The sequence below is a fragment of the Dyadobacter sp. HNCC25DJ187 genome (assembly GCF_056895255.1).
Window position 1 is genome coordinate 573,226 of the sequence record NZ_JBXHAT010000002.1, and the last position, 23,866, is coordinate 597,091.

Here is a 23,866-nt window from a genome sequence, read left to right on the forward strand (position 1 = left end):
CGATTGCTTCGAAACGGCTTGTGCCAGATTACCGCAGTATGTGGACTCTACACAACCGCTTTTGCAGGCGTAATGCCTTTTGGAAATCCTTCAGGTGTGGTCATGCTTCAGGAAATAACACTTTCAGGAAAAGTGGTTACGAATGGCACCAGCGAAGGCCTTCCAGGTGTGACAGTTCTACTAAGCAATACGGATGGCTCAGGCCAGCAAGGTGCAACGACAGATGAAAATGGCAGGTTCTCCTTCCCACGGCTTCAGACCGGCACACGATATAATCTGCAGTTCAGCTACATTGGCTATGAAAAGCAATCTGTAAATGATTTACTGGTGACAGAATCCAACGCAGGTTCATTGGTGGTGAATTTGAAAGAGTCTGCATCCAATCTGGGTGAGGTTGTAGTTGTAGGTTACGGTAGCACCGCTAAAAAAGATATAACCGGATCGGTAAAATCGCTGAAAGCGGCAGAATTTAACCAGGGTATTATCAACTCTCCCGAGCAGTTGTTGCAAGGAAAAGTATCAGGCGTTAATATCACCTCTGCCACCGGTGAGCCCGGAGCCAAAACAAGCATTACCGTACGTGGACCAGGCGGTGTACGTACCGGCAGTACACCACTTTTTGTTGTGGATGGAATGGCATTGGATAACGGAGGTACAGGCGGAGACGCTAACCCACTCAACTTTCTGAACCCTCAGGATATTGAGTCCATGGACGTATTGAAAGATGCTTCGGCTACTGCGATTTACGGAGCACGTGGTGCGAACGGGGTTATTCTGATTACAACAAAAAAAGGAAAATCAGGCCAGGCGACTATCAACTACTCAGGAAGCCTTGGAATATCTAAAATGGCCCGTCCTTTGGATGTATTCTCAGGACCTGAATTCCTTGCTGAAGCGGCAAAGCTGGGTGCAACGGTAATCAACGGAGGTGCAGATACCGACTGGCAGAAAGAAATTTCACGCACAGCTTACACCCATAACCACAATATATCATTGGGTGGAGGTAACGACAAGTTGACTTACTATGCATCTTTCGGTGCTCAGAAACAGCAGGGTATTATCAAAAACAGTCAGCAGGATCGTTATACAGGAAGAATCAACATATCTCAGAAGATGCTTGAAGACCGGGTAACGCTCGATCTGAATCTGAATGCCAATAATACGCAAAACAACCGTCCAAACATTCCAAGTGTGATTGGTTCGGCGATCTCGGCAAATCCGACCTACGCTCCTTATAAAGAAGACGGGACCCCTTTTCAGTACGAAGATGGAACCAATCCGTTGGTAACGATGAACCTGTATAAGGAAAAACTGATCAATAACAGGATATTGGCGAATATATCTCCATCTGTAAACATCATCAAAGGACTGGTTTACAAGTTAAATTTTGGTATTGACTACTCCACTTCCAGTCAGAATAAACAAACGAAACCAAACACGGTTCCTTATGAAATCGGTAGACTTGAGGATTTCCGCCTTACCAACAGCAATCGTTTGATTGAAAACTACCTGACTTATACATTCAATAATAAGAATCATAGCTTCTCTGCATTGGCAGGCCATTCTTATCAGCGGATCTTCATTCAGGGCAGCAATTACAGCATCAACAAATTCCCGATCTCGGACATTGAACCTATCTACAACCCGGGCCTTGGCCAGGATTTGAGCCTGGTTTTGAACAAGCCTGGTGGCTATGCTACGATCAATGAACTCCAATCATTCTTCGGAAGGGTTACTTATGGTTTCAAAGATAAATACCTGGCAACAGCTACTATGCGCGTGGATGGTTCATCCAAATTCGGTGCTAACAACAAGTACGGATCTTTTCCGTCGTTTTCTTTGGGATGGAGATTATCGGAAGAAGAATTCCTGAAGTCTGGTCCGTTTTCGGATCTGAAACTGCGAGCGGGCTGGGGAAGAACGGGTAACCAGGAAATTCCTGCCAAAATTACCCAGGCACGTTTCACATCAAGTGTGTCTCCAACAACGAGCTATCCGCTTGACAACACCAGCAACTATCCTGGTGGAACCACCTATTCGCGTCTGGCCAATCCCAACATACAGTGGGAAGTTTCTTCTCAGACAGATATCGGTTTAGATTTTGGGTTCTTCAAAGGCGCTTTGACGGGGGAAATTGATTATTTCTCAAAAACATCAGAAAAGATTTTGCTTGAAGTAATTCCGGCAGATCCAGTTCAGCCGGCAGGTACTTTCTGGACCAACGTTCCCGACATGCGTATTGTCAATAAGGGTCTGGAGTTTGATCTGAATTTCAAAAAATCATTGGATAACGGGCTTAGATATAGTATTGGCGGTAACATGACCTTTATCAAAAACAGAGTAGAAAACTCTCCTTATTCGGTAATCGTATCAGGTTCGGCGCAAGGCTCAGGGCTTACCTCTGCTACCATCAACGGATATCTGAACAACTCATCGATCGGATCATTCTACCTGAAAGAGTTTACAGGATATGACGAAAACGGTATCAGCACTTTCAGAGACGTGGACGGAGACGGAATTGTGACTGATAAAGACAGAGTAGTTGCCGGATCTGCATTACCTACCAGAATGTATAACTTCAGTGGTAACATCAGCTACAAAGGTTTTGATCTTACCGCTAATTTTAACGGCGTAGCAGGAAACAAAATTTATGACAATACAGCCAACTCCAACTTCTATAAACTACGTTTATCAAAAGGATTGAACGTTACGCCCGAAGCTGTCGCCAACGAGCGCGAGTCAGTAAATAACTCTGCCCCTGTTTCGACCCAGTTCCTGAAAGACGCTGCTTTTCTCAGACTGAATAACCTTTCATTGGGATACAGTCTGAATACGAACAACCTGGGAATCCGCAGATGGATACAGACAGCACGTATTTCGGTAACCGGACAAAATCTGTTTGTATGGACCAAATACAATGGCTACGATCCTGAAGTGAACAACGACAGAGAAATCAATGGCATCACCTCTTATGGCGTTGATTACCTGAGTTATCCGAAGGCAAGAACTGTGATTATCGGGATAAACCTTGGTTTCTAAAAAATTAAAAAATGAAAAAGAATATAACAACCATAATGATTGCGGCAGGTATGTTACTCCTGTCGAATGCCTGTACAGATTTAAAAGAGCAGGTACTTGATGAAACACTGAGTGCAAACCTGACAGATCAGGAAGCTGCCAACGGGCTTATTGCACCGGTATATGCACTACTGCCGGACATGTTCCTGCATACGAGATACTTTGCATTACAGGAGATCTCCACGGATGAAGCGATTCTTCCATATCGTGGTGGAACCGACTGGGGTGATAATGGAATTTACCTGGCTCTGCACCGTCACAATACTACCAGTACGGATCCAAACGTAAATGCAACCTGGAATAACATCGTGCAATCCCTTTCAAGGAGTATTACAGCCATTACCAGTTTCAAAAATTCAACCTATCCCGCAGCAGCGCAATATTTAGCAGAAGCGCGTGGAATGCGTGCTTACTACAACATGGTGATGCTGGACCTGTTTGGAATTGCATTCATCAAAGAAGATCCCGGAACGACCTCAAAAATTGTGAGAGGTGAGGAAGCGATCAAATACATCGAAAGTGAATTGCTGGCTGTTGAGCCTCTCCTTCAACCTAAATCGTCAGTGGGGCCGGGGAGGATGAATCAGGCTGCTGTGTGGGGATTGCTATCGCGACTTTACCTGAATTCGGCTGTTTACCGTAATATTTACGGTACTTCTTTTACATTTGCTTCTGCAGATATGGACAAGGTGATTCAATATACGGATAAGATCATCGCCTCAGGGCAGGCCAAGTTGTCTGCTGATTACTTCTCTATTTTCAATGATAATAATCACGGTAATGATGAGCTCATTTTTGCTGTTGATCAGCGGGCAGATCTGAACGGACACAACCGTATGGCCTATTTCTCGATCTCAGGCGACCAGTTCCCTTTGCCGGAATTCCCGGCTGCCAACGGAACGGATGGTCCTGGTATCACCAGCGACTTTTACAAGACCTGGACAGACGCTTACGGGACCACAGATCCTAAAAGAGATCCGAGATTCTATCAGGAGAACATGTCCATTTACTCCAATAAAGCGGATACTTGTGTGAACGATGCAGATTACAAGATCAACCGTGGTATCCTTCGCGACCAGCAATATGGAGCAATCCGCGTGAACGGAGCGTTTTTAAGATGCCCTGACGGAAAATTGAAAGTAGGACGACTTACTTATCTGACCCGCAACAGGGCTGATCTGCCTGTAAGTTTCTCGCAGAACATTGATTTCACGACAGCCGGAAGTAACTATAACAGCGGTTATAGGGTTTCAAAATATGAATTTGGTAAAAAATCGAATACCGGTAGAAACAGAGGCGATGCGGATATTGTAATTCTGCGTCTGGCGGATGTGTACCTGATGCGTGCAGAAGCCAAACTTCGCAAAAGTAATGATGCTGCCGGAGCACTTGCTGATGTGAACACGGTACGTGCATCCCGCACAAAAACTACTCCCCCGCCTGCATTGACGAGCATGACGCTTGACCTGCTTTACCGCGAGCGTGGTTTTGAACTATACTGGGAAATGGTACGACGTACGGACATGATCCGTTTTGGAAAATATGAAGGGACCTGGACGGAAAAAACCAACAGTGACGTAAAGAAAAGAATCTTCCCGATCCCTCAAAATGCCATCGACGGAGCTTCGAACCTGCCAGGTTATATGCAACAAAATGACGGATATTGATTTTAACCTAAACTGAAAGAATGCAAATGGAGTCGGCTCGCAAGGGGCGACTCCTTTTTGTTAGGGTTCAGATGTTGGCCTGGGTGTTTTTATGAGATTCAGTCAATATTTTGTTCTAACTGCGATTCAACCCCTACAGGGTTGTCTGGAACTTCTGATGTATTCTTTCAACCACGGATTGGCATCCGTGGCTACTCATATTTAATCCCTACGGGATTTTGACGAAAAACAATTATTATATAATAATGACATGATTTAAACTATTAGGCATAAAAAAGCAGTTCTCAACCGAGAATCCCGGAGGGATTCAATATAAATAACTCCGGGTGAAACCCGGGCGGCAAATCAATCTGACATTCCGTAATAGCCACCCCTGATAAGGGTTGAATAGCTAATGAAGTATAACCCGAAATCCCGGAGGGATTCAACATGAATAACTCCGGGTGAAACCCTGTGGCAAATCAATTCCACATTCCGAATTGCCAACCCTGATAAGGGTTGAATCTTAATATACTCAACTCTCCTTTATCCTATCGTATTGACCGTGACTGAAGCTATCTAAATCCAACTAATAAATTTGCCCATCCACGTGACACTCAGACTGGCACCGTCAAAGCACAAAACATTGTGTATATAAAATTAAATTATACATTTACAACATCTTGAGAATCTAAACTTAGGTGTATGAAATTAACAGAAAGTGTAGTAGGTGTGATACTAATCCTACTTACGTGTATAACCCAGTGCCCGGCGCAACATAAGCCCCTGCGCATACCTGACACCGACCAATTCCCGAAACCGGGAACAGAACGAGCGCCTCTACCTACTTCGGGAAATCAGGAAAAAACAGCTTCTGAGGATTCGGCAGTCAACTGGGCTTTGGAGAGAGCTAAAGTGGCTGGTAAAATCAATTTATCAATATTACCGGGCTTGGAATCTATGCCTGTTAAACATTTCCGATCTGACACTGCTAATTTTAAACCCGAATACTTCCGATTTCCAGACATTGACAAAAAAAACTTATCAGATAGGCTTGAAAATGGTGTTCCTTTACAGACTGCCAGTTGCAAACCCTCGTGGGGAATTTTTGCTTTTCGTGTAAATACCAGTAAAAAAGTAGACAGTACTACCTACCGGGGAAATCTGCCCTTTGATGTTCAAACAAAAATCCTCGACAATATTTACTGTACAGACGGATTCTGGATTGTGAATCCTGCAGCCAAACCCACAAATGTTGCTTGGTATATCTATCTTTATTTCGACCTCCGGGATACACCTTTTCGTGAATCACGATGTACAGATGAAGAAAAAGAATTGTACTCGGCTGTATCACAATTAAGTAATCTATTTTACTTTTTATACTACAGAATTAACAAAAACGACGAACGAGCCACTTTTTTAATACCTTCAGTAATTGACGGGACAATCAAATTATAGAAACATCTCTTCTCTGCTAACAATATTCTCTATAATCTCACTTACATTCTATCACTCTTCCTTTTCATCATAGTCTCCTTACCGCAAAGGCATTCCATTTTCGTCATAACGGATGTAGTGCCCGGAACTCTCGTCATTTTTATTGTACGAAATTTCTGATATAAAACCATTTTCATGGTAATGTATGTTTGTTCTGGAATATTTCACCAGATCAATCAAGCTTTCACTTCGCAGACTTCCGCTGGAATTAAAAACTCTGGAGATGATGGGATTGCCAAGTGAATTAAAAACAGTTTCAAAATGTACCTGCGGGTTTCTTGCGGATCCGGACTTTTTCGAGTCATAATAAAACCGGGATACCTGTGCATACTTGCCGTTTAGATAAAAGTCATCTTTCTGAATTTGACCCGATGGATAAAACCATGATGACCTTCCATGCAGACTGTCCATGCTATAATGCTGTATTCCAAACAGGACGCCATCAGGATACCAGATTTTACGTACTCCATCCAGTTTCCCATCTACATAATTCTCCTCAATTTCGATCTGTTCGTTTGTGTAATATTCGATTCTTTTTTCAGTGCGATACTCTTTAACCGGATGCTTGTAAATTTTACGGAGCGCATGCAAGTCGGTATAGCCGTGGCTCCTCCATTCCCGAAACCCATTCAAATCTTTATACTTTGCATTTCTATCGCACGGAATTACAGTGAGCTTACCGTCAATCTTCTTTCCAAAAAACATCCACTCCTGCCCTTTCTCAATACCCATATCGCAGGAAGTTTGTATATCTCCTTCAAATATTTTATCAACAGACGCTCCCTTAAACAGTTCTATTATTTTAATCCCTAAAAGACCAATAGACCTGTAATCCGCTGTCGTTGACTCCTTATATAGCTTGTCATCCGTGACTTTTACTAATGCGACAAATTCATACGGATCCAGCTGAGAGGTACTCTGTAAATCCTTAATATTATTTACACAACTACAGGCACTTGAATGGTTTCCCAAAAGCGCTGTGAACGCCGCAATGAAGATTCCTTTGGCAAAATTCATAATTGAATCAGATTAAGAAATACTCAACGCTTCACCGCCACAATAATTCCTGTTGCCCAAACCTGCTTGGTCAGAAACAAGTCATCCCTCGAATCAAGGTAATCGATCAGACGAGCAGCCTTCTGCTCATGTCCTTCCGGCCAGTTGGGCTGAGGGAGCATATCATCAATGATGTACAGGCCACCGGGATTCAGCATATCCAACACCTCATCCAGCAACAGGTATTTTCCATGCCAAGTATCAGCAAATATGTAATCGTATTTCCTGTTCTTATTAGCTTCGACCCAATCTGCTCCGTCGGTTTCAATTAACGTTAAACGTTCATCCTCGCCCAAAAACCGTTCGGCTATTTCAATAAACTGACCTTCATTGTCAATAGACTCAAGTGTTGAACCTGCGTCCATCCCATCAAGAATCCATGAGGTGGAAAGTCCGGTACCGGTTCCCAATTCCAGAAATTTCCCGCCAGGCTTACTTACAGCCAGAGTCCGTAAAAGCGAGCATGTTAATGCGTCGGAAGCCATCGTAAAACCGGAGGCTTTTGTCGCCTCATCAATCGCGACATACTGTGCAGGGGCAGGCTGATTAATTTCCCAATTCATTGTGATAAATATTCATTAGAGATACATTGAAAACTTTTAGAACCGCAGCGACGATTCTCTGATGATCAACTCAGACGGTAAGACGATTCCTTCATGTGTAAAATCGTCAGAAGCATTGAGCTGACTCAAAAACAAACGCGACGCCTCCATACCGATTTTCCTGCCCGGACGGTTTACCGTGGTAAGCGACGGAAATGTGTAGGCCGATATGGGGGAGTTATCAAAACCCACCAGCCCTATATCCTGAGGAATACGCAGTCCCTTATCTTTGGCAACCCGCATCGCTCCGATCGCAACCTGGTCATTCACACCAAAAATAGCGTCCGGCGGACTGTCCATTTCAAGCAAACGTCTGGCTGGCAGAATTGCGCTTTCCACTTTAAAATTAGTATTGATGATCAGTTCCTCACGAACAGGCAACCCATATTTAAGCAGACAATCCCTGTAGCCCTTGAAACGCTGCTCGGAAACGGTAAGTCCGTTAGGCCCTTTCAGATGCGCTATCTGTTTGTAACCCATATTGACCAAATGCTCCACGGCTGCAAATGCTCCGTGATAGTCGTCAACGGTCGCACGGCTGGTCTCAAAATCCTCGAACTCACGGTCAATGAAAATCAAAGGTGTTTTACGCTGTATGACCTGTTCAAGATGTTCATAATAACCCGAATCATACGTTTCCTGTGAAACAGATAGAAAAATTCCTTCTGTCCTGTTTGATAGCAGTTTGGACAAATATTCCTTTTCCAGCAAATAACTTTCGTTCGTAACACAGATATTGAGCGTATAACCCATCGGTTGCAGAACGTTGTGAAGCCCTTCGATGACAGCCGTCTCGTAATAATTGCTGATCGTCGGCACTACCACACCCAGTGTGGCTGTCTTTTTATTCAGCAAACTGAGTGATACTTCATTACGCTGATATCCTACTGTACGAGCATATTCCTGTATGTTTTTTCGGGTGTCCTCATTGATAGCCGGGTGGTCGTTAAGAGCCCTGGAAACAGTCGATGGTGAGCAGCGGAAACGTTTGGCAATGTCCTTAATTGTTACCGGACGAGACGAATTCATGAGTAGGATTTTGACAATTAAAAATTATAAATTTTTTCAAACGTTTGCATTCAATATCGACATATTTACATTTTGTACTTCATTAATACAAAGCTAATATTGTGCAAATGTAATCGAAATATCTCAATGAGTGATTTACTGATCAAGCCATCTGCGGACATTAAAAACTATCATTCTCTTACGAGTGAACAGGCTGGCTGGACTTACCTGAACTTCGAAGCGAAAGTACTGGATACAGGCGAACAAATTAGCAGACACACCGGTGAATATGAATATTGCATTGTATTGCTGGGCGGAAATTTTAAAGTGGAGGCCGACGGGCAAGTTTGGGAAACAGGCAATGGGAGAAAAGACGTTTTCAGCGGTATTGGCCATGCAATGTATCTCTCCCGCAATACTGACTTTATACTGACAGCTCAATCACCTGATACCGACATTGCCATTTGTTGGGTAAAGAGCGATGAAGACCATCCTCCACATATGAAACGCCCGGAAGAAGCGGCGATAGAGTATCGTGGTGGAGACAACGCAAACCGGCAAATTAACAGCTTACTCGAACCGGGTTTTGACTGTCACAAAATTGTCTGTGTTGAAGTTTATACGCCTTCCGGCAATTGGAGTTCGTTCCCCGCCCACAAGCACGACGAACGGAAAGTAGCCGAAGACGGTACATTACTGGAAGCGAATCTGGAAGAGATTTATTTTTATAAAATTGACAAACCTCAGGGCTATGCCATACAGCAGGTCTATACCGACGACCGCTCTTTGGACGAAATCGTGAGGGTAAAGCACAATGAAGCTGTTCTAATCCCAAAAGGATATCATCCTGTGGTAGCAGGACATGGTTATAACGTATATTACCTGAATTTCCTGGCAGGAAGTGACCAGTCTCTGGCTAATACCTCTGATCCGGATCATGACTGGATCTACGGGTCATGGAAAGGGCGTGATCCAAGGTTGCCGATTGTAACTGCGGAGATGAATGGCCCCGCAGTCTGAACACCGACAGGTGGTCTGAATGTAAAGAGCACAATTGCTACGTTACGTTCAGCCCGATAAAAATCGTGCAGACCGTAACACAGTCTGAATGCTAAGTAACAGATAATTTTATAAACGTTCAGCCCGCTAAAGAAGCGTGCAGACCGTAAAATGCCTTAATATGTCCAACAAAAAACTTGACCTTCTTACCTTAGGGCGCTCGTCTATCGACTTGTATTCCGCTAACGTCGGAAGTCCTTTTGAACAGATATCATCCTTTAACGCCTTTGTTGGCGGTTGTCCTCTCAACATTGCAACCGGAGCAAAACGGTTGGGTTTGAACACGGCGATACTAACAGGTATAGGCCCTGATCAGGTCGGCAATTTTATCAAACATTTTCTCGACAAGGAAGGCGTAATTACTGAGTATGTACCCACTATCGATGGGACCAGAAGTTCTGCGGTAGTGCTGGGCATTGAGCCCCCCGATCGTTTTCCTCTGGTTTACTACCGTGAAAACTGCGCAGATATCAACCTGAATATTGATCACGTTGATGCCATTCCGTTCGCAGACTTCAAGGCTGCCGCCTTCTCGGGAACTGCATTCAGCAAAGACCCTAGCCGCACTGCCATGTTTTATGCATTGGAACTGGCAAAGAAAAACAATGTACAAACGCTTCTGGATATTGACTTCCGTGCCGATCAGTGGGATGATCCCCGTTCATTCGGAATTACGCTGCGTGCTGCTTTGAGCAAGTTCAACATCGTGGTTGGCACGGAAGAAGAAATTCTGGCTACCTATCTGACAGACAAAGAGCAACTTATGATCAAACATCAACAAATCTCCGCCCCGGAAATCAGAGGAAATATTGACAGTGCTATTCAAGAAATTATGAGCTCGGGTGTAGAAACTCTGGTGGTGAAAAGAGGTAAAGAGGGAGCTTCGATCTTCCAGCCCGACAAGGAAGAAATACGTGTTCCCGGTTTCCCTGTTGAAGTGTTAAACGTACTTGGAGCCGGTGATGCATTCTGTGCAGGTTTTTCTTACGGTCTGCTAAACGACTGGGATTTGTATCAATCGGTACGCATGGGTAATGCTTGCGGAGCCATTATTGTAACCCGCGAAGGTTGCGCTAATTTCATGCCTACAAACGAGGAAGTAATGGCATTTGTGGAGAACAGAGGAGGATTCTGAAGTCAGAAGTTAAGAAGGTAAAGTAGTTACTCTATCGACAATATAAACGCGGAGTTAACAGAGTTCGGCGTGGAGTTTAGCTGGGTTCTATCAAACAGTAAGAATTTATAAAATACGGCGCAACGCTGCGGATAACTTCCTGAACAGAGCGTTTCAAAACAAAACAAGAATGGAAAAATTAAAGAATTATATCAATGGGCAATGGGTGGATAGCCGCTCTGAACAATTCCTGAACGTAGTCAATCCTGCCAGCCAGGAAGTGCTCGCTCAGGTTCCTTCGGGCAATGCCCAGGATGTGGCAGATGCCGCGCAAGCAGCCCACGAAGGTTTCCAGGAATGGAGAAATACACCTGTTTCGAAACGTGTTCAGTATCTTTTCAAACTAAAAACATTGCTTGAAGATAACCTGGATGATATAGCGAAAACCATCGTTCTGGAATCAGGAAAGACTTTCCTTGAAGCCAAGGCGGAAATGGTGCGTGCGATTGAAAACGTAGAGAACGCCTGCGGAATGCCTGCCATGATGCAGGGTGAATTCTCGGAAGACATTGCCAAGGGAATTGATGAGTACATGATACGTCAGCCTTTGGGGGTATGTGCATGTATAGCACCCTTCAACTTCCCGGGTATGATTACATTCTGGTTTCTGCCCTATGCTCTGGCCTGCGGAAACAGCTATATCATTAAACCGTCTGAAAAGGTACCGCTTACCATGACCAAAATCGTTGGTCTTATGGACCAGCTGGATCTACCGAAAGGAGTACTCGGACTGGTACAGGGAGCTCGTGAAGTGGTGGATGCGATTCTGGAACATCCTGTCATTAAGGGTATTAGTTTCGTGGGTTCTTCAAATGTTGCAAAGTATGTATATTCCAAAGGTGCGGCGCATGGAAAACGCGTACAGGCACAGGGAGGCGCGAAAAATCCGGTAATTGTCTTACCGGACGCAGATATTGATATGACCACACAGATTGTAATTGACAGCGTATATGGCTGTGCTGGTCAGCGTTGCCTTGCAGCTTCAACAATCATTACCGTAGGTGAGCATAAAGACATTACAGAAAGCCTGGTCGAGTCAGCGAAAACCCGTAAAACCGGATTTGGTCTGGACAGTGAAGTTCAAATGGGTCCGGTCATTACGGCGGAAAGCAAAAACCGTGTGAACAACCTACTTGATAAAGGAATTAAGGAAGGCGGCCGTGTTATCGTTGACGGAAGAAACCCAAACATTCCTGGTTTTGAGAATGGTAACTTCATCGCCCCTACGATCATTGAAGACATCCCGTTGGACGGCGAACTGGCAGCTACCGAAATCTTCGGTCCGGTTTTGAGTCTCGTCCATATCAATACAATCGATGAAGCAATCCGGTTTATCAATTCCGGACGTTACGGCAACATGGCCTGTGTGTTTACGAGCAGTGGTCTGAACGCGCGTAAATTCCGTCATGAAGCCGAGGCCGGAAATATAGGAATCAATATAGGTGTTGCAGCTCCTGTTGCACAATTCCCGTTCTCAGGCTGGAAAGACAGCTTTTACGGTGACCTGCATGGACAAGGCAAACATGCCGTAGAGTTTTTCACACAAACAAAAGTCGTTATAGAACGCTGGCTGAAAGAATGGAACCGCAAGTTTTAGGGCACAGGGTTTCGGGCATGGGGAATAGGGTGAAAACACCCGCCCCATCTAACCCCATACCCTTTGCCCTTTCCCCCAAGCTCTTTGCCTCAATCCCTAAACTAACTTACCCCAATGTCACGAAAACTTAAAACCGGTGTGATTGGTCTGGGCCGTATTGGCCAGATACACCTGAGTAACCTGCTTCACCACATGCCTGATGCCGAGGTAATCATTGCATCGGATGTATCGGAAGCATCACACGAATTCGCCAAACGTCTTGGCGTAAAACAAGTAACAACAGACGCCTACGAGGTGATCAACCATCCGGATGTAGAAGCTGTAATCATCTGCTCTCCTACTCCGTACCATGTTCCTTATACCGTGGCAGCAGCAAAACAGGGGAAACATGTATTTTGCGAAAAACCGCTCGATGTTACCATTGAAGCCATTCTGGCAGCAGAAAAAGCCGTTGCTGAAAACGGCGTAAAACTGATGCTGGGTTTCAACCGCCGCTTCGACGCCAATTTTAGCAACGTGCGTAATCTGGTTGAGCATAATAAAATCGGAGATCCGCATATTCTGCGAATCACCAGTCGCGACCCGGCACCACCACCTGTTGAATACCTGAAAATTTCAGGAGGCATATTTCTGGATATGTCCATTCACGACTTCGACATGGCGCGCTATATCGTAGGTAGTGAAGTCAAGGATGTCTTTGTAAAAGGTGATGCGCTGATTCATCCTGAGATTAAAGCGTTCGGCGATATTGACACGGCTGTAATCGTATTGACTTTCGAAAATGGCGCTATCGGCGTGATCGACAACAGCAGAAAAGCAGTTTACGGTTACGACCAGCGTCTGGAGATCTTCGGATCAAAAGGAATGGCAAAAGCGGAAAACAATACCACTGATTCTCTGGTTCACTTCGACAGTACAGGCGGACACAGTGCTTTGCCGCTTCATTTCTTCCTTGAAAGGTACGAAATCGCTTATCGCGTGTGTCTGAAATCATTTATTGATTGTGTGTTGCACGATAAGCCTTCCCCGGTGGATGCTCATGACGGACTGATGGCAACTGCAATTGGTATCGCCGCGATGAAATCGCTGACGGAAGGACGTACTGTACAAATAAATGAGGTACTGGAACTAAGTCATGTCTGATCACTGACTATCCTTAGAATCTTATGTATTACATTGCATACTTTACGAATTGCAAACGTTTGCAATTCGTAAAGTACAATTAATATTCACTTTCATTATATAAAGCCCTGCATGTCAAACACTGGTTTACAAACGCTGGATTATGTTGTCTTTTTTACTTATCTGATTGGCGTATCGGTTTACGGTTACTGGATCTACAATCAGAAAAAATCCAAGGAGGTAAGTTCAACTGACTATTTTCTTGCAGAAGGCTCACTGACATTCTGGGCTATAGGAGCCTCCATTATCGCTTCCAACATATCAGCCGAGCACTTCATCGGTATGTCCGGTTCGGGTTTTGCCATAGGGCTTGCCATCTCATCCTACGAGTGGATGGCTGCTGCTTCCCTGATTGTGGTTGCACTTTTCATTCTTCCGGTCTACCTGAAAAACAACATTTATACCATGCCGCAATTTCTGCGGCAGCGTTACAATCCAACAGTTGCCACCATCATGGCCATATTCTGGTTGCTGTTGTATGTTTTTGTAAACCTGACATCTATACTCTACCTGGGTGCACTGGCGCTGGAAGTTACGGCAGGACTTGACTTTACCTACGGCATTATTGGGCTGGGAATTTTTGCCGTCATTATTACCGTAGGGGGTATGAAAGTAATTGGCTATACGGATGTGGTACAGGTAATTGTGCTCGTTCTTGGTGGACTTGCCACCACCTATCTGGCTCTGGACCTGGTGTCACAACATTTCAATGAGCCGGGTATTTTTAACGCCCTCGCCCTGCTGAAGGAAAAAGGTGACAATCACTTTCACATGATCCTGCCCAAGGAAAGCCCATTCTATAAGGATCTTCCCGGGTTATCAGTGATCATTGGTGCGATGTGGATCAACAACCTTGCTTATTTTGGTTGCAATCAGTATATCATTCAGCGTACGCTCGGCGCAAATCTATCAACGGCACGAAATGGCATTCTGTTTGCTGCAGTGCTAAAACTTCTGATTCCTATCATTGTCGTTATTCCTGGAATCGCTGCTTTCGTTCTGTATGAAAATGGTATGTTTCAGCAGGAAATGCTCGATACAGCCGGAGTGATAAAGCCTGATCATGCCTATCCCGTGCTATTGAACCTGCTTCCAACGGGACTGAAAGGAATGGCATTTGCAGCGCTTACCGCAGCCATTGTCGCCTCGCTCGCAGGAAAGGCCAACAGTATTTCCACCATTTTCACGCTCGACATTTACAAACAGTATATCAATCCGAAGGCTTCAGAAGTAACCCTTGTTAAAATCGGAAGGATCACTATTTGGGTAGCCATGGCTATCGGTGTGATCATTGCTCCACAGCTCCGCGTGCTCGAACAGGCTTATCAGTTTATACAGGAATACAGCAGTTTTATAACGCCCGGAGTTTTTGCCATTTTCATTTTTGGAATGTTTTGGAAAAGAACAACATCTGCTGCAGCCCTTACTGCCGCACTGCTGACCATTCCACTTTCGACAGCCGGAAAATTCCTTTGGCCAGATATTCCGTTCCTGGATAGAATGGGAATCATATTCCTGATTCTCAGCGCTGTGATTATCATCATGACCCTGGCAGATAAAAACAGCAGAAACAATCCGAAAGGCCTGGAAATCGAAAGTTCGATGTTCAATGCAGGAAGAAGTTTCGTAGTGGGGTCGATTGTGATCTGCGGTGTATTGGCAGCTTTGTATACGGTGTTCTGGTAGAATGGCTATTAGCTTTTAGCTGATAGCGCTTAGCTCTTGCCCAATAACAGACCTCGTTGATTTAATAAATTATAAAAGGTTAGTTTGTTCTCATCAAATGAAATTTTGAAGATTGCTAACAGCCTATAGCTAACAGCTAAATGCTACTAACAACCAAACAACTTTTTGAAAAATGCTATGGTCGCTATGCGATTGCTGCGGTCAATGTATTTTTCATGGAAGAGATACACGGTCTTTTTGCCGCTGCTCAGCAGACAGGTTCGCCTTTCATTGTTCAGACAACACCTTTCGCACGTGATTACGCTACTGCCGAAATGCTTCTGTCAATGATCAACGCTGCGGCTAAGATTTATCCTGATACGATTTATGCCATCCACATGGATCACGGCTATGAAGAGCATATTCATGATGCAATCCGCCAGGGTGGTTACACTTCTGTGATGATTGATGCTTCTCATGATCCTTTCGATCAGAATGTGAAAAGAACCAGGGCGATTGTAGATCTGGCACATGCAGCAGGTGTGAGTGTTGAAGCTGAGCTAGGCGTGCTTGCCGGAGTTGAGGATGATTTAACAGTCGACGCCGCTCATTCGTTTTACACCAATCCGCAGGAGGTGGAAGATTTCGTAGCGGCTACAGGCTGCGACAGTCTGGCCATTGCAGTGGGAACCAGCCACGGAGCCTATAAATTTTCAGGCGGGCAGGGACTTCAGCTTCCTATTCTGGATGAAATTCAGAAGCGACTTCCCGGATTCCCTCTAGTACTGCACGGCGGATCCAATGTCAGCAGTGAGGTTGTAGAGCGTATTAACGCAGCAGGCGGAAAAATAAAGACGGATGCTCGTGGTGTACAAGATGATGAAATCAGAAAAGCCATCCCGTTGGGTGTTTGTAAAATCAACATCGCTACCGATATGCGCCTGGTATGGACGATGGTAAACCGGGAGTTTTTCAGGGACAAACCTGAAGAATTTGCGCCCACCACACCGGGAAAGACCTTTATGGAAACTTATAAAAAATTTATGATCAGTAAGTTTGAACTGTTCGGAAGCACAGGTAAAGCTATTGAGTTTCAAAACTGAAATAGAGTATGAAAACCAGAAGACTGACCGTAGCTCAGGCTACTATAACCTTTCTTAAAAACCAGTACATTGAGCGTGACGGCGAGGAAGCACCTTACTTCGGCGGATGTTTCGGAATCTTCGGCCACGGGAATGTAGCTGGTCTCGGACAGGCACTGCACGAAAATCCTGACTTCCGCTACTACCAGTCTCGCAACGAGCAGTCGATGGTGCATGCAGCGGTCGCTTATGCCAAGGTAAAAAACCGTCTGGGTGCATTTGTTTGCACGACTTCAATCGGTCCGGGAGCTACAAATATGATTACAGGAGCTGCCCTGGCTACGATTAACCGTCTGCCGGTTTTACTTCTTCCGGGAGATATTTTCGCTACCCGCGAGCCCAATCCCGTTTTACAGCAGCTTGAAAGCGCCGGAACTCAGGATATATCTGTCAACGATTGTTTTAAACCCGTATCTAAATATTGGGACAGAATTAACCGTCCGGAGCAGCTTATTTATTCTCTTCCAGAAGTAATGCGCGTGCTCACCTCTCAGGCTGAAATGGGTGCTGTTACCCTATCCATGCCCCAGGATGTACAAACCCATGCTTACGATTACCCGGAAGAACTATTCAAAAAGAGAGTCTGGAAAGTGGGCCGACCCCGCCCGGATGCCGGCATCGTAACAGAAGCCGCAGAATGGATCCGATCTGCTAAAAAACCAGTAATTGTTGCCGGAGGAGGTGCCATCTATAGCGATGCTTCAGAAGTCCTTCATCAGTTTGCCATCAAAACAGGTATTCCTGTCGGCGAGACTTTTGCGGGAAAGGGAGCCGTGCGTTTCGACCAGCCTTACAGCGTTGGAGGTTTAGGGGCGACGGGTACTAAATATGCTATTGAAGTAGCGAATGAGGCTGATCTGGTAATCGGAATAGGCACACGTTACAGCGACTTCACCACTGCATCCAAGTCTATTTTCCAGAACCCGGATGTCAGGTTTGTTAATATTAATATCTCTGAATTCGATGCTTTCAAACACGCTGCTTTGCCCGTTGTCGGAGATGCAAAAGCGACAATTGAAGAGCTATCCGCATTGCTGGGAGATTTCGAAGTAAGTGCTGATTACCGTCAAAAAATTGCTGATATCAACAAGGCTTGGGACGATGAGGTAACCCGTATTTATGAGGAAGGAAATGGAACCATCTCCCCTATTGACCAGGCCGTGGTCATTGGTGCTCTGAACAGCTTTATGGGTGACAGAGATGTGATGATCAACGCTTCAGGAAGCGCTCCGGGCGATCTTCATAAATTATGGCGCGCCACGGATCCAAAGAATTTCCACCTGGAATATGGGTTCTCCTGCATGGGTTATGAAATCGCTGCCGGACTTGGTGCAAAAATGGCTGACCCGACCCGTGAAATATATGTACTCTGTGGCGACGGGGGCTATCTGATGAATAACAATGAAATCGTAACTGCTATTCAGGAAGGTATCAGGTTTACGATTCTTTTGCTTAACAATAATGGTTACGCAAGTATTGGAGGACTTTCCGAAAGTATAGGCGGAGAGCGGTTCGGCACAAGGTACCAATATAGAGAAGAAAATACAGGACAGCTCTCAGGAGAATTCCTTCCGGTAGATCTGGCAAAAAATGCCGAAAGTCTCGGTGCAATTGTAATTCGTGCTACAGACAAAAAATCACTGGATGAAGCACTCGCTCAATCCAAACAGAACGAACGCACGACGGTGATCTATATTGAAACAAACCTGTACCGTACTGTAAAAGGTTACCACGCCTGGTGGGAAGTTCCGGTAGCAGAAGTTTCTCAATCCCCATCCGTCCAAAAAGCTTTTGAAACTTATAAGGAGAACAAGAAAACACAAAGAATATTTTTATAGCACGAGGCGAAAAATTTAATTGTTAGTTGTTAATTATCAATTGTTAACTGCACCGCAAGCCATTCTTAACTTTTAACTCTCAATTCTTAACTCCTTTACCAATTAACTTCTTTCTAAAACAATGAATTTCGAAAATATAAAATTGGGTATTGCTCCTATCAACTGGACCAATGATGATATGCCGGAGCTTGGCGGCGAGAATACTTTTGAGCAATGTATCAGCGAAATGGCGCTTGCGGGCTTTACCGGATGCGAAGTAGGTAACAAATTTCCTCGCGATACGGATGTTTTGAAAAAAGCCCTTGATCTGAGAGGATTACAAATTTGCAACCAATGGAACAGCTATGAGCTCACGACCAAATCTCTTGACGAAAACATCAAAAATTTTACCCAGCTACTTGATTTCCTCCAAACGATGGGCGCGAAAGTGATCGGCGGTGGAGAAACCGGAAACAGCTGCCAGGGACAGAATGTACCGGTATTTGAAGGGAAAGGGATGCTGAATACCAACGAAGATTGGAAACGCTTTACGACTGGACTTGATGCTTTGGGAAAAATAGCGGCTGAGCGCGGCATGAAACTGGCTTTCCACCATCATATGGGAACCTGTATACAGACCATCGAAGAAACAGACCGTCTGCTGAACGAGACAAATCCTGACTACGTGTACCTGAATTACGACTGCGGGCACTTTCATTTTGCAGGTGAAAATCCGGTAACTGCTCTGAAGAAATATATCGGACGTACTGCGCATATCCACCTTAAAGACGTTCGCCCGAATATACTGGAACGGGTACATCAGGAGAAACTAAGCTTCCTGACAGCTGTTAAACAAGGTGTTTTCACGGTACCGGGTGATCAGGAGGGTTGTATTGATTTTCCTGCGCTTTTTGAGGTGATCAAAGCAAGTGACTATCAGGGTTGGATCGTACTGGAAGCAGAACAGGATCCTGCCAAGGCAAATCCATTGGAATACGCGATCATTGCCAGAAAATTTTTCAATAGTCTGACCGGTATATAACATTTATTCAGCCGGTGAAATACTATCCATCGCCGACTGAATAAACAAAACAGTTAATTGCAAGGACTGGCCAGAAATTCGTCAAGTTCTTGTTTGTACTGACCGGTGTAATAGTTTGCGCAGCTTTTGTACAAATCTCTCACAGCATTTTTATAGGCTTCACAATTAGCTGTGTTGGGATTGTTCGCCCAAGTCGTTCCCGCAGTACTAACTTTTTCCGCATTGTTACTGCAATTTACAGGATTGGGAGAGCTGTCTTTGCCGCCACAGGATAAAAAAAGAACAGTGGCGAAGGTCGCAAAAACTGTAATAGTTGATTTAAATAACTTTTTCATAGCGCTTGCTTTTTTTGACATAAAAGTAGGCAGTTGGCAAAAGTCATAACAGCGTAAAACTACGTCTTTGAGTAAACGGAATCATGTCAGGCAAGTGGATAGTTATAAGGATGTTATTTGAATAAAAAGACCTGGGTATCCCGGGTCTTTTTTTGGCAAACAGCTCAAATCTGCCACATATCGTACGTTCAATACGTAATAGCCATTACAATACGTTACTATTCAGGATTTACAGATTCCATTCAATCATTGTTATATGTTCAGATTAAACCAAATCAACAAGCTACTGTTTCTTTTCGCACTTGCCTCATTTTCAGCCTGCAAGAATGATGAGGTAGAGCCCGATCAGAATACAGTTTCCAACGCAGATGATCAGGCGGTAAATACATGGATTTACGAGGTCATGAACGATGCCTATTTCTGGTATAAACAAATGCCGGCCAGTACTACACTTGACGCAAGATCCAAACCTGCTGATTATTTCGAGAAACTCGTCTACCAGCGGACTTCTGTTGACCGCTTCTCAATGGTTACCGATGACGCTGAAGCACTTCAGAACAGTTTCGATGGCATCAGCAAAATCTTCGGTATCAGTTATTCTATTTCATACATCGACGAGTCGAATACCAGTATTGGCTTGTTTCTTAATCACGTAGTTAACGGGAGCCCTGCTGCCAATGCAGGACTTAAACGAGGTGATATGATATTGAAGGCGAATGGAACGCAGCTTACAAGAGATAATTACAGCACGCTTCTTTCCGGTGCTGAGACTATATCATTTACATTAGGCACTGTCGACGGTTCAACGATTTCAGCCAGCACAAACACAGTGAGCGTTACCAAAACTATGGTTACCGAAGATCCGGTTGCCTTTTCAACTGTTATAGATAAATCTGTTTCCGGAAAGAAAATCGGATACATCGTCTATACGCAGTTTGTGCCTGGCAATGCTTCGAAATATGACAACGAGCTTCGTCAGATCTTTGCGGATTTTAAAAGCAAGGGTGTAAACGAGCTCGTGCTCGATCTTCGACTGAATTCGGGTGGATATATCAGCTCGGCAAACACGTTAGCATCGCTGATTGGTAAAGGCGTGTCGGGCACAAAGGTATTTTACAAAGAGCAATGGAATGATAAATATATTGCTTATTGGCAAAAACTAAAAGGCAATTCGGCGCTGGATTACAACTTTCAAAATGAAGTCAATAATATAGGGGGTAATCTCAACAGAGTCTTTGTACTGACTTCTCAGGGGACGGCATCGGCAAGTGAGCTGGTCATAAACGGACTGAAGCCCTATATGGAAGTAATTACGATTGGAGATCATACTGCCGGAAAGAATCTCTTTGGCTCATTGATTAGTGATGACCAGGAAAGATGGAAATGGGGCATATATGTAATGCTTGGACAAACTGCCAATGCGAATGGTGAATCCGACTACGGAACCGTGAATGGGATGACGCCAACTTATCAGATTGAGGATAATATTCTTCCCTACAAACCCTTTGGAGATGATAACGAACCGCTTTTCAAAAAAGCACTTGAACTAATGGGCGTACCGGTCAGTACCAATGCACGGGTAGTTTCAGGAAGAAGGGCTGCAGCCGTTGTTGCGGGCTCATTCAGAGATAACCTTCAGGTAGCTGAATCCAGAATGATCAGGACGTCTCTCAAATAAATATAGAAATCACAACCATTGATATGACAGTAGCTACCTCACGGTGGCTACTGTTGTTTACACTCATCTTGTCCGCCTTTCATATTATAAATGCCGGTTACTGATGTGATTCCAAGTTCTATGCTTTAATTTGCAGCATAATAGCCATCTACCGCCTCTACTAATTTACTTTTCAAGTTATAAAACAAGTATATGTGTGCTCAGTATCACCTGACCACACCCGGCAATATCATGAAACCTGCTTTATGGCTGTTATTATTTATCAGTTTACTTTTGACCCCATCTGCGAAAGGTCAAACCATTGAACATGCCTACCGCTTCTACGAGAATCTGGAAGTCAGCGCTCCTGAATGTGCTCCTGATCTGATTCCGCTACGGAACGGTGGAAGCTGTGAGGCCAATCCGGTACATGGCACTTATCGTAACGATACCCCGCCATGCCGTGTGAACAGAAAAGTGTATCACAATAATCCCAACTGGGGACTTAGCTATACCAACCAGCAAGGTGTGATCGGAAACAGCTATACCATTAGTATGTACATCAAAGTAACTAATTGGGTTGGTGATAAAGTGCCACTACTTCATTTCTTCACAGGCTCCGGAGATGAAGGAATTTACTTCGTGAAAGCTGCAACCGGCAATGAATATTGTCTGTCAATCTCAGGACAGAACACGATAGGGCAATGCCCGTTTTTTAACACAAATAATTATTATTTGCTCACCTTCACCCGTGATGGGCAAACAGGCATTTTATCTGTATATGTCAACAACAGTCTGTTTGCGACCTACAACGACAGTGCCGGTAGATACATCGGCAACTCGGGTAGTGCTGTACACTTATTGCGTGGCAACGATGTAAATTCCTGCGAATCTGCAGAGGTCAATTTCGCGTATCTCTCTTTCAGCAATACACCGATTACGGGCACTAAAGTTGCAGAAAACTTCGGCAACATTTGCTTTACTGCAAATATCAATTCAGCAGCAGACTTTCTGATTAACCCGAATCCAAGCTGTGGATTTCCGGAAAACATTACGATCAATTATTCAGGCAGCATTCCTGCAGGTAGCACGGCGTATAGATTTGAATGGGATTGGGACGGCGGTACCGTTGTAGCAGGGAGTGATCGGGGACCATTCACAGTTAATTGGGATAAAACCGGCCCTAAAAATGTTTCTTTAACTATAACCAGACTGGAATGCGGAAAGAAGATTCAGAATACGAAAACGGCCGAGATCAGTTCACTGAACCTATCTACAGAAGTTGTACCACCATCCTGTGCCGACCCGCTGGCAACAGTAACTGTAACACCTGTAGAAGGTAAAGCTCCGTTCCAGTATTCCATTGACTCCGTTCATTTTCAGACATCGGCCAGCTTTCGTTTACCAGCTGATACTTACAGAATTTTCATCAAAGATGCCAGCAATTGTATTACAGGCAGCGACCTTATTATTGATGCGAAAGAGTCAGTTCAAGTTCGGACCATTGCAGATACAACAATTTGTGAAGGTCAGGCAGTTTCCCTTTTTACAGGCAGTAACACGGATATACATGCATGGCTACCAGCAGAGGGATTAGACGATCCTGCGGTCCAAGAACCATTGGCAACGCCTGCTGTCACCACTACCTATATTGTCGCTGCAGGAAGTGAAGGATGCATTAACAGGGACACGGTGACTATCCGTGTCATTCCAAGAATTGAAATCAACGTGACGCCCGACTCTCAAATTGAAGAAAACATTCCTTTTCAGTTGGAGGCCTCATCAGCGCAGCTTGACAATATTGCCGGAAGTACGTATCAGTGGTTTCCTCCCACCGGACTCAATAACACCCACATCCCGACACCTATCGCCACGCTGCTGTCAGGAAATACTTACACCGTAAGGGGCACTACGCCGGAAGGATGTTATGCAGAAGCGTCAGTGACACTTTCGGTAATTCAACCCGACTGGATATACATTCCTACTGCTTTCTCTCCGAACGGTGACGGAAAAAATGATATACTTTACCTGAATACCAAAGGCATCCAGACTTTTAATTATTTACGGATTTACAACCGCTGGGGACAATTGGTATTCTACACCAATGATATCACTGCTGGCTGGGACGGGCGCTTTCAAGGAGCCGAACCTGTGAGCGGCGTTTACACGTATCAGTTTTCCGCGATAAGTAATCGTGGTAAAGTAATTCAAAAAGAAGGCAGCATTTTATTGCTCAGGTAAGCTGTTCAAACAGACGATCCTGCAAAAACACAATAAGATATAACTTGTCTCGTATGATTTTTATCATA

At 44.5% G+C, this 23,866-nt stretch carries 17 protein-coding genes; 13 read left to right on the plus strand and 4 right to left on the minus strand.

Annotated elements, in window-relative coordinates; translation table 11 throughout:
- Window positions 1-72 precede the first annotated feature (72 nt).
- The 3 genes from AC1XUE_RS13435 (at window position 73) to AC1XUE_RS13445 (ending at window position 6,182) form a co-directional block, all read left to right on the plus strand.
- Window positions 73-3,039 carry a SusC/RagA family TonB-linked outer membrane protein gene (locus tag AC1XUE_RS13435; protein WP_483357993.1) on the plus strand — a complete coding sequence of 989 codons (2,967 nt, stop codon included), beginning with the start codon at window positions 73-75 and terminating at the stop codon, window positions 3,037-3,039.
- 11 nt (window positions 3,040-3,050) lie between these two features.
- Entirely contained in the window at window positions 3,051-4,745 is a 1,695-nt protein-coding gene (locus AC1XUE_RS13440; protein WP_483356490.1) for a RagB/SusD family nutrient uptake outer membrane protein, read from the plus strand.
- A 684-nt stretch (window positions 4,746-5,429) separates the two neighbouring features.
- Window positions 5,430-6,182 (plus strand): hypothetical protein, encoded by a 753-nt coding sequence (locus tag AC1XUE_RS13445; protein WP_483356491.1) that lies wholly within the window; start codon window positions 5,430-5,432, stop codon window positions 6,180-6,182.
- Between the two features lie 78 nt (window positions 6,183-6,260).
- Here the strand turns inward: AC1XUE_RS13445 and AC1XUE_RS13450 are convergent, their stop codons facing one another.
- The 3 genes from AC1XUE_RS13450 to AC1XUE_RS13460 are packed head-to-tail and all read right to left on the minus strand — an operon-like array spanning window position 6,261 to window position 8,908.
- Window positions 6,261-7,238, minus strand: a complete 978-nt coding sequence (locus AC1XUE_RS13450; protein ID WP_483356492.1) for a hypothetical protein — start codon at window positions 7,236-7,238, stop codon at window positions 6,261-6,263.
- A 23-nt stretch (window positions 7,239-7,261) separates the two neighbouring features.
- On the minus strand, window positions 7,262-7,840 hold the full coding sequence (locus tag AC1XUE_RS13455; RefSeq protein WP_483356493.1) for an O-methyltransferase: 579 nt from the start codon (window positions 7,838-7,840) through the stop codon (window positions 7,262-7,264).
- A gap of 36 nt (window positions 7,841-7,876) precedes the next feature.
- Window positions 7,877-8,908 carry a LacI family DNA-binding transcriptional regulator gene (locus AC1XUE_RS13460; protein WP_483356494.1) on the minus strand — a complete coding sequence of 344 codons (1,032 nt, stop codon included), beginning with the start codon at window positions 8,906-8,908 and terminating at the stop codon, window positions 7,877-7,879.
- A gap of 126 nt (window positions 8,909-9,034) precedes the next feature.
- Between AC1XUE_RS13460 and iolB the strand changes: the two genes are divergently transcribed.
- The 8 genes from iolB to iolE all read left to right on the plus strand — a co-directional run bounded on the left by iolB (window position 9,035) and on the right by iolE (window position 19,565).
- Window positions 9,035-9,907: a 5-deoxy-glucuronate isomerase gene (gene iolB, locus AC1XUE_RS13465; protein WP_483356495.1), complete on the plus strand. Its 873-nt coding sequence runs from the start codon at window positions 9,035-9,037 to the stop codon at window positions 9,905-9,907.
- A gap of 160 nt (window positions 9,908-10,067) precedes the next feature.
- Window positions 10,068-11,081, plus strand: a complete 1,014-nt coding sequence (gene iolC, locus AC1XUE_RS13470; RefSeq protein ID WP_483356496.1) for a 5-dehydro-2-deoxygluconokinase — start codon at window positions 10,068-10,070, stop codon at window positions 11,079-11,081.
- A gap of 169 nt (window positions 11,082-11,250) precedes the next feature.
- On the plus strand, window positions 11,251-12,717 hold the full coding sequence (locus AC1XUE_RS13475) for a CoA-acylating methylmalonate-semialdehyde dehydrogenase (RefSeq protein WP_483356497.1): 1,467 nt from the start codon (window positions 11,251-11,253) through the stop codon (window positions 12,715-12,717).
- Between the two features lie 114 nt (window positions 12,718-12,831).
- The gene (gene iolG, locus AC1XUE_RS13480; protein WP_483356498.1) at window positions 12,832-13,860 is read left to right on the plus strand and encodes an inositol 2-dehydrogenase; all 1,029 of its coding nucleotides are present in this window, start codon (window positions 12,832-12,834) and stop codon (window positions 13,858-13,860) included.
- Between the two features lie 111 nt (window positions 13,861-13,971).
- The gene (locus AC1XUE_RS13485) at window positions 13,972-15,585 is read left to right on the plus strand and encodes a sodium/sugar symporter (protein ID WP_483356499.1); all 1,614 of its coding nucleotides are present in this window, start codon (window positions 13,972-13,974) and stop codon (window positions 15,583-15,585) included.
- A gap of 140 nt (window positions 15,586-15,725) precedes the next feature.
- A complete protein-coding gene (locus AC1XUE_RS13490; RefSeq protein WP_483356500.1) occupies window positions 15,726-16,667 on the plus strand; it encodes a class II fructose-bisphosphate aldolase in 942 nt (313 codons plus the stop codon).
- 8 nt (window positions 16,668-16,675) lie between these two features.
- Window positions 16,676-18,544: a 3D-(3,5/4)-trihydroxycyclohexane-1,2-dione acylhydrolase (decyclizing) gene (iolD, locus tag AC1XUE_RS13495; protein ID WP_483356501.1), complete on the plus strand. Its 1,869-nt coding sequence runs from the start codon at window positions 16,676-16,678 to the stop codon at window positions 18,542-18,544.
- A gap of 121 nt (window positions 18,545-18,665) precedes the next feature.
- Window positions 18,666-19,565, plus strand: coding sequence for a myo-inosose-2 dehydratase (iolE, locus tag AC1XUE_RS13500; RefSeq protein WP_483356502.1), 900 nt, complete (start codon window positions 18,666-18,668; stop codon window positions 19,563-19,565).
- A 53-nt stretch (window positions 19,566-19,618) separates the two neighbouring features.
- Here the strand turns inward: iolE and AC1XUE_RS13505 are convergent, their stop codons facing one another.
- Window positions 19,619-19,900: a hypothetical protein gene (locus AC1XUE_RS13505; RefSeq protein WP_483356503.1), complete on the minus strand. Its 282-nt coding sequence runs from the start codon at window positions 19,898-19,900 to the stop codon at window positions 19,619-19,621.
- 256 nt (window positions 19,901-20,156) lie between these two features.
- Between AC1XUE_RS13505 and AC1XUE_RS13510 the strand changes: the two genes are divergently transcribed.
- Both AC1XUE_RS13510 and AC1XUE_RS13515 read left to right on the plus strand, forming a co-directional pair.
- Window positions 20,157-21,578: a S41 family peptidase gene (locus AC1XUE_RS13510; protein ID WP_483356504.1), complete on the plus strand. Its 1,422-nt coding sequence runs from the start codon at window positions 20,157-20,159 to the stop codon at window positions 21,576-21,578.
- 192 nt (window positions 21,579-21,770) lie between these two features.
- On the plus strand, window positions 21,771-23,798 hold the full coding sequence (locus tag AC1XUE_RS13515) for a T9SS type B sorting domain-containing protein (RefSeq protein WP_483356505.1): 2,028 nt from the start codon (window positions 21,771-21,773) through the stop codon (window positions 23,796-23,798).
- The last annotated feature ends 68 nt before the right edge of the window (window positions 23,799-23,866 follow it).

What these genes read in the sequence shown, in the direction of transcription:
- AC1XUE_RS13435 (WP_483357993.1), top strand. Translation starts at nt 73, where the DNA reads ATGCCTTTTGGAAATCCTTCAGGTGTGGTCATGCTTCAGGAAATAACA.
- AC1XUE_RS13440 (WP_483356490.1), top strand. Translation starts at nt 3,051, where the DNA reads ATGAAAAAGAATATAACAACCATAATGATTGCGGCAGGTATGTTACTC.
- AC1XUE_RS13445 (WP_483356491.1), top strand. Translation starts at nt 5,430, where the DNA reads ATGAAATTAACAGAAAGTGTAGTAGGTGTGATACTAATCCTACTTACG.
- AC1XUE_RS13450 (WP_483356492.1), bottom strand. Translation starts at nt 7,238, where the DNA reads ATGAATTTTGCCAAAGGAATCTTCATTGCGGCGTTCACAGCGCTTTTG.
- AC1XUE_RS13455 (WP_483356493.1), bottom strand. Translation starts at nt 7,840, where the DNA reads ATGAATTGGGAAATTAATCAGCCTGCCCCTGCACAGTATGTCGCGATT.
- AC1XUE_RS13460 (WP_483356494.1), bottom strand. Translation starts at nt 8,908, where the DNA reads ATGAATTCGTCTCGTCCGGTAACAATTAAGGACATTGCCAAACGTTTC.
- iolB (WP_483356495.1), top strand. Translation starts at nt 9,035, where the DNA reads ATGAGTGATTTACTGATCAAGCCATCTGCGGACATTAAAAACTATCAT.
- iolC (WP_483356496.1), top strand. Translation starts at nt 10,068, where the DNA reads ATGTCCAACAAAAAACTTGACCTTCTTACCTTAGGGCGCTCGTCTATC.
- AC1XUE_RS13475 (WP_483356497.1), top strand. Translation starts at nt 11,251, where the DNA reads ATGGAAAAATTAAAGAATTATATCAATGGGCAATGGGTGGATAGCCGC.
- iolG (WP_483356498.1), top strand. Translation starts at nt 12,832, where the DNA reads ATGTCACGAAAACTTAAAACCGGTGTGATTGGTCTGGGCCGTATTGGC.
- AC1XUE_RS13485 (WP_483356499.1), top strand. Translation starts at nt 13,972, where the DNA reads ATGTCAAACACTGGTTTACAAACGCTGGATTATGTTGTCTTTTTTACT.
- AC1XUE_RS13490 (WP_483356500.1), top strand. Translation starts at nt 15,726, where the DNA reads ATGCTACTAACAACCAAACAACTTTTTGAAAAATGCTATGGTCGCTAT.
- iolD (WP_483356501.1), top strand. Translation starts at nt 16,676, where the DNA reads ATGAAAACCAGAAGACTGACCGTAGCTCAGGCTACTATAACCTTTCTT.
- iolE (WP_483356502.1), top strand. Translation starts at nt 18,666, where the DNA reads ATGAATTTCGAAAATATAAAATTGGGTATTGCTCCTATCAACTGGACC.
- AC1XUE_RS13505 (WP_483356503.1), bottom strand. Translation starts at nt 19,900, where the DNA reads ATGAAAAAGTTATTTAAATCAACTATTACAGTTTTTGCGACCTTCGCC.
- AC1XUE_RS13510 (WP_483356504.1), top strand. Translation starts at nt 20,157, where the DNA reads ATGTTCAGATTAAACCAAATCAACAAGCTACTGTTTCTTTTCGCACTT.
- AC1XUE_RS13515 (WP_483356505.1), top strand. Translation starts at nt 21,771, where the DNA reads ATGTGTGCTCAGTATCACCTGACCACACCCGGCAATATCATGAAACCT.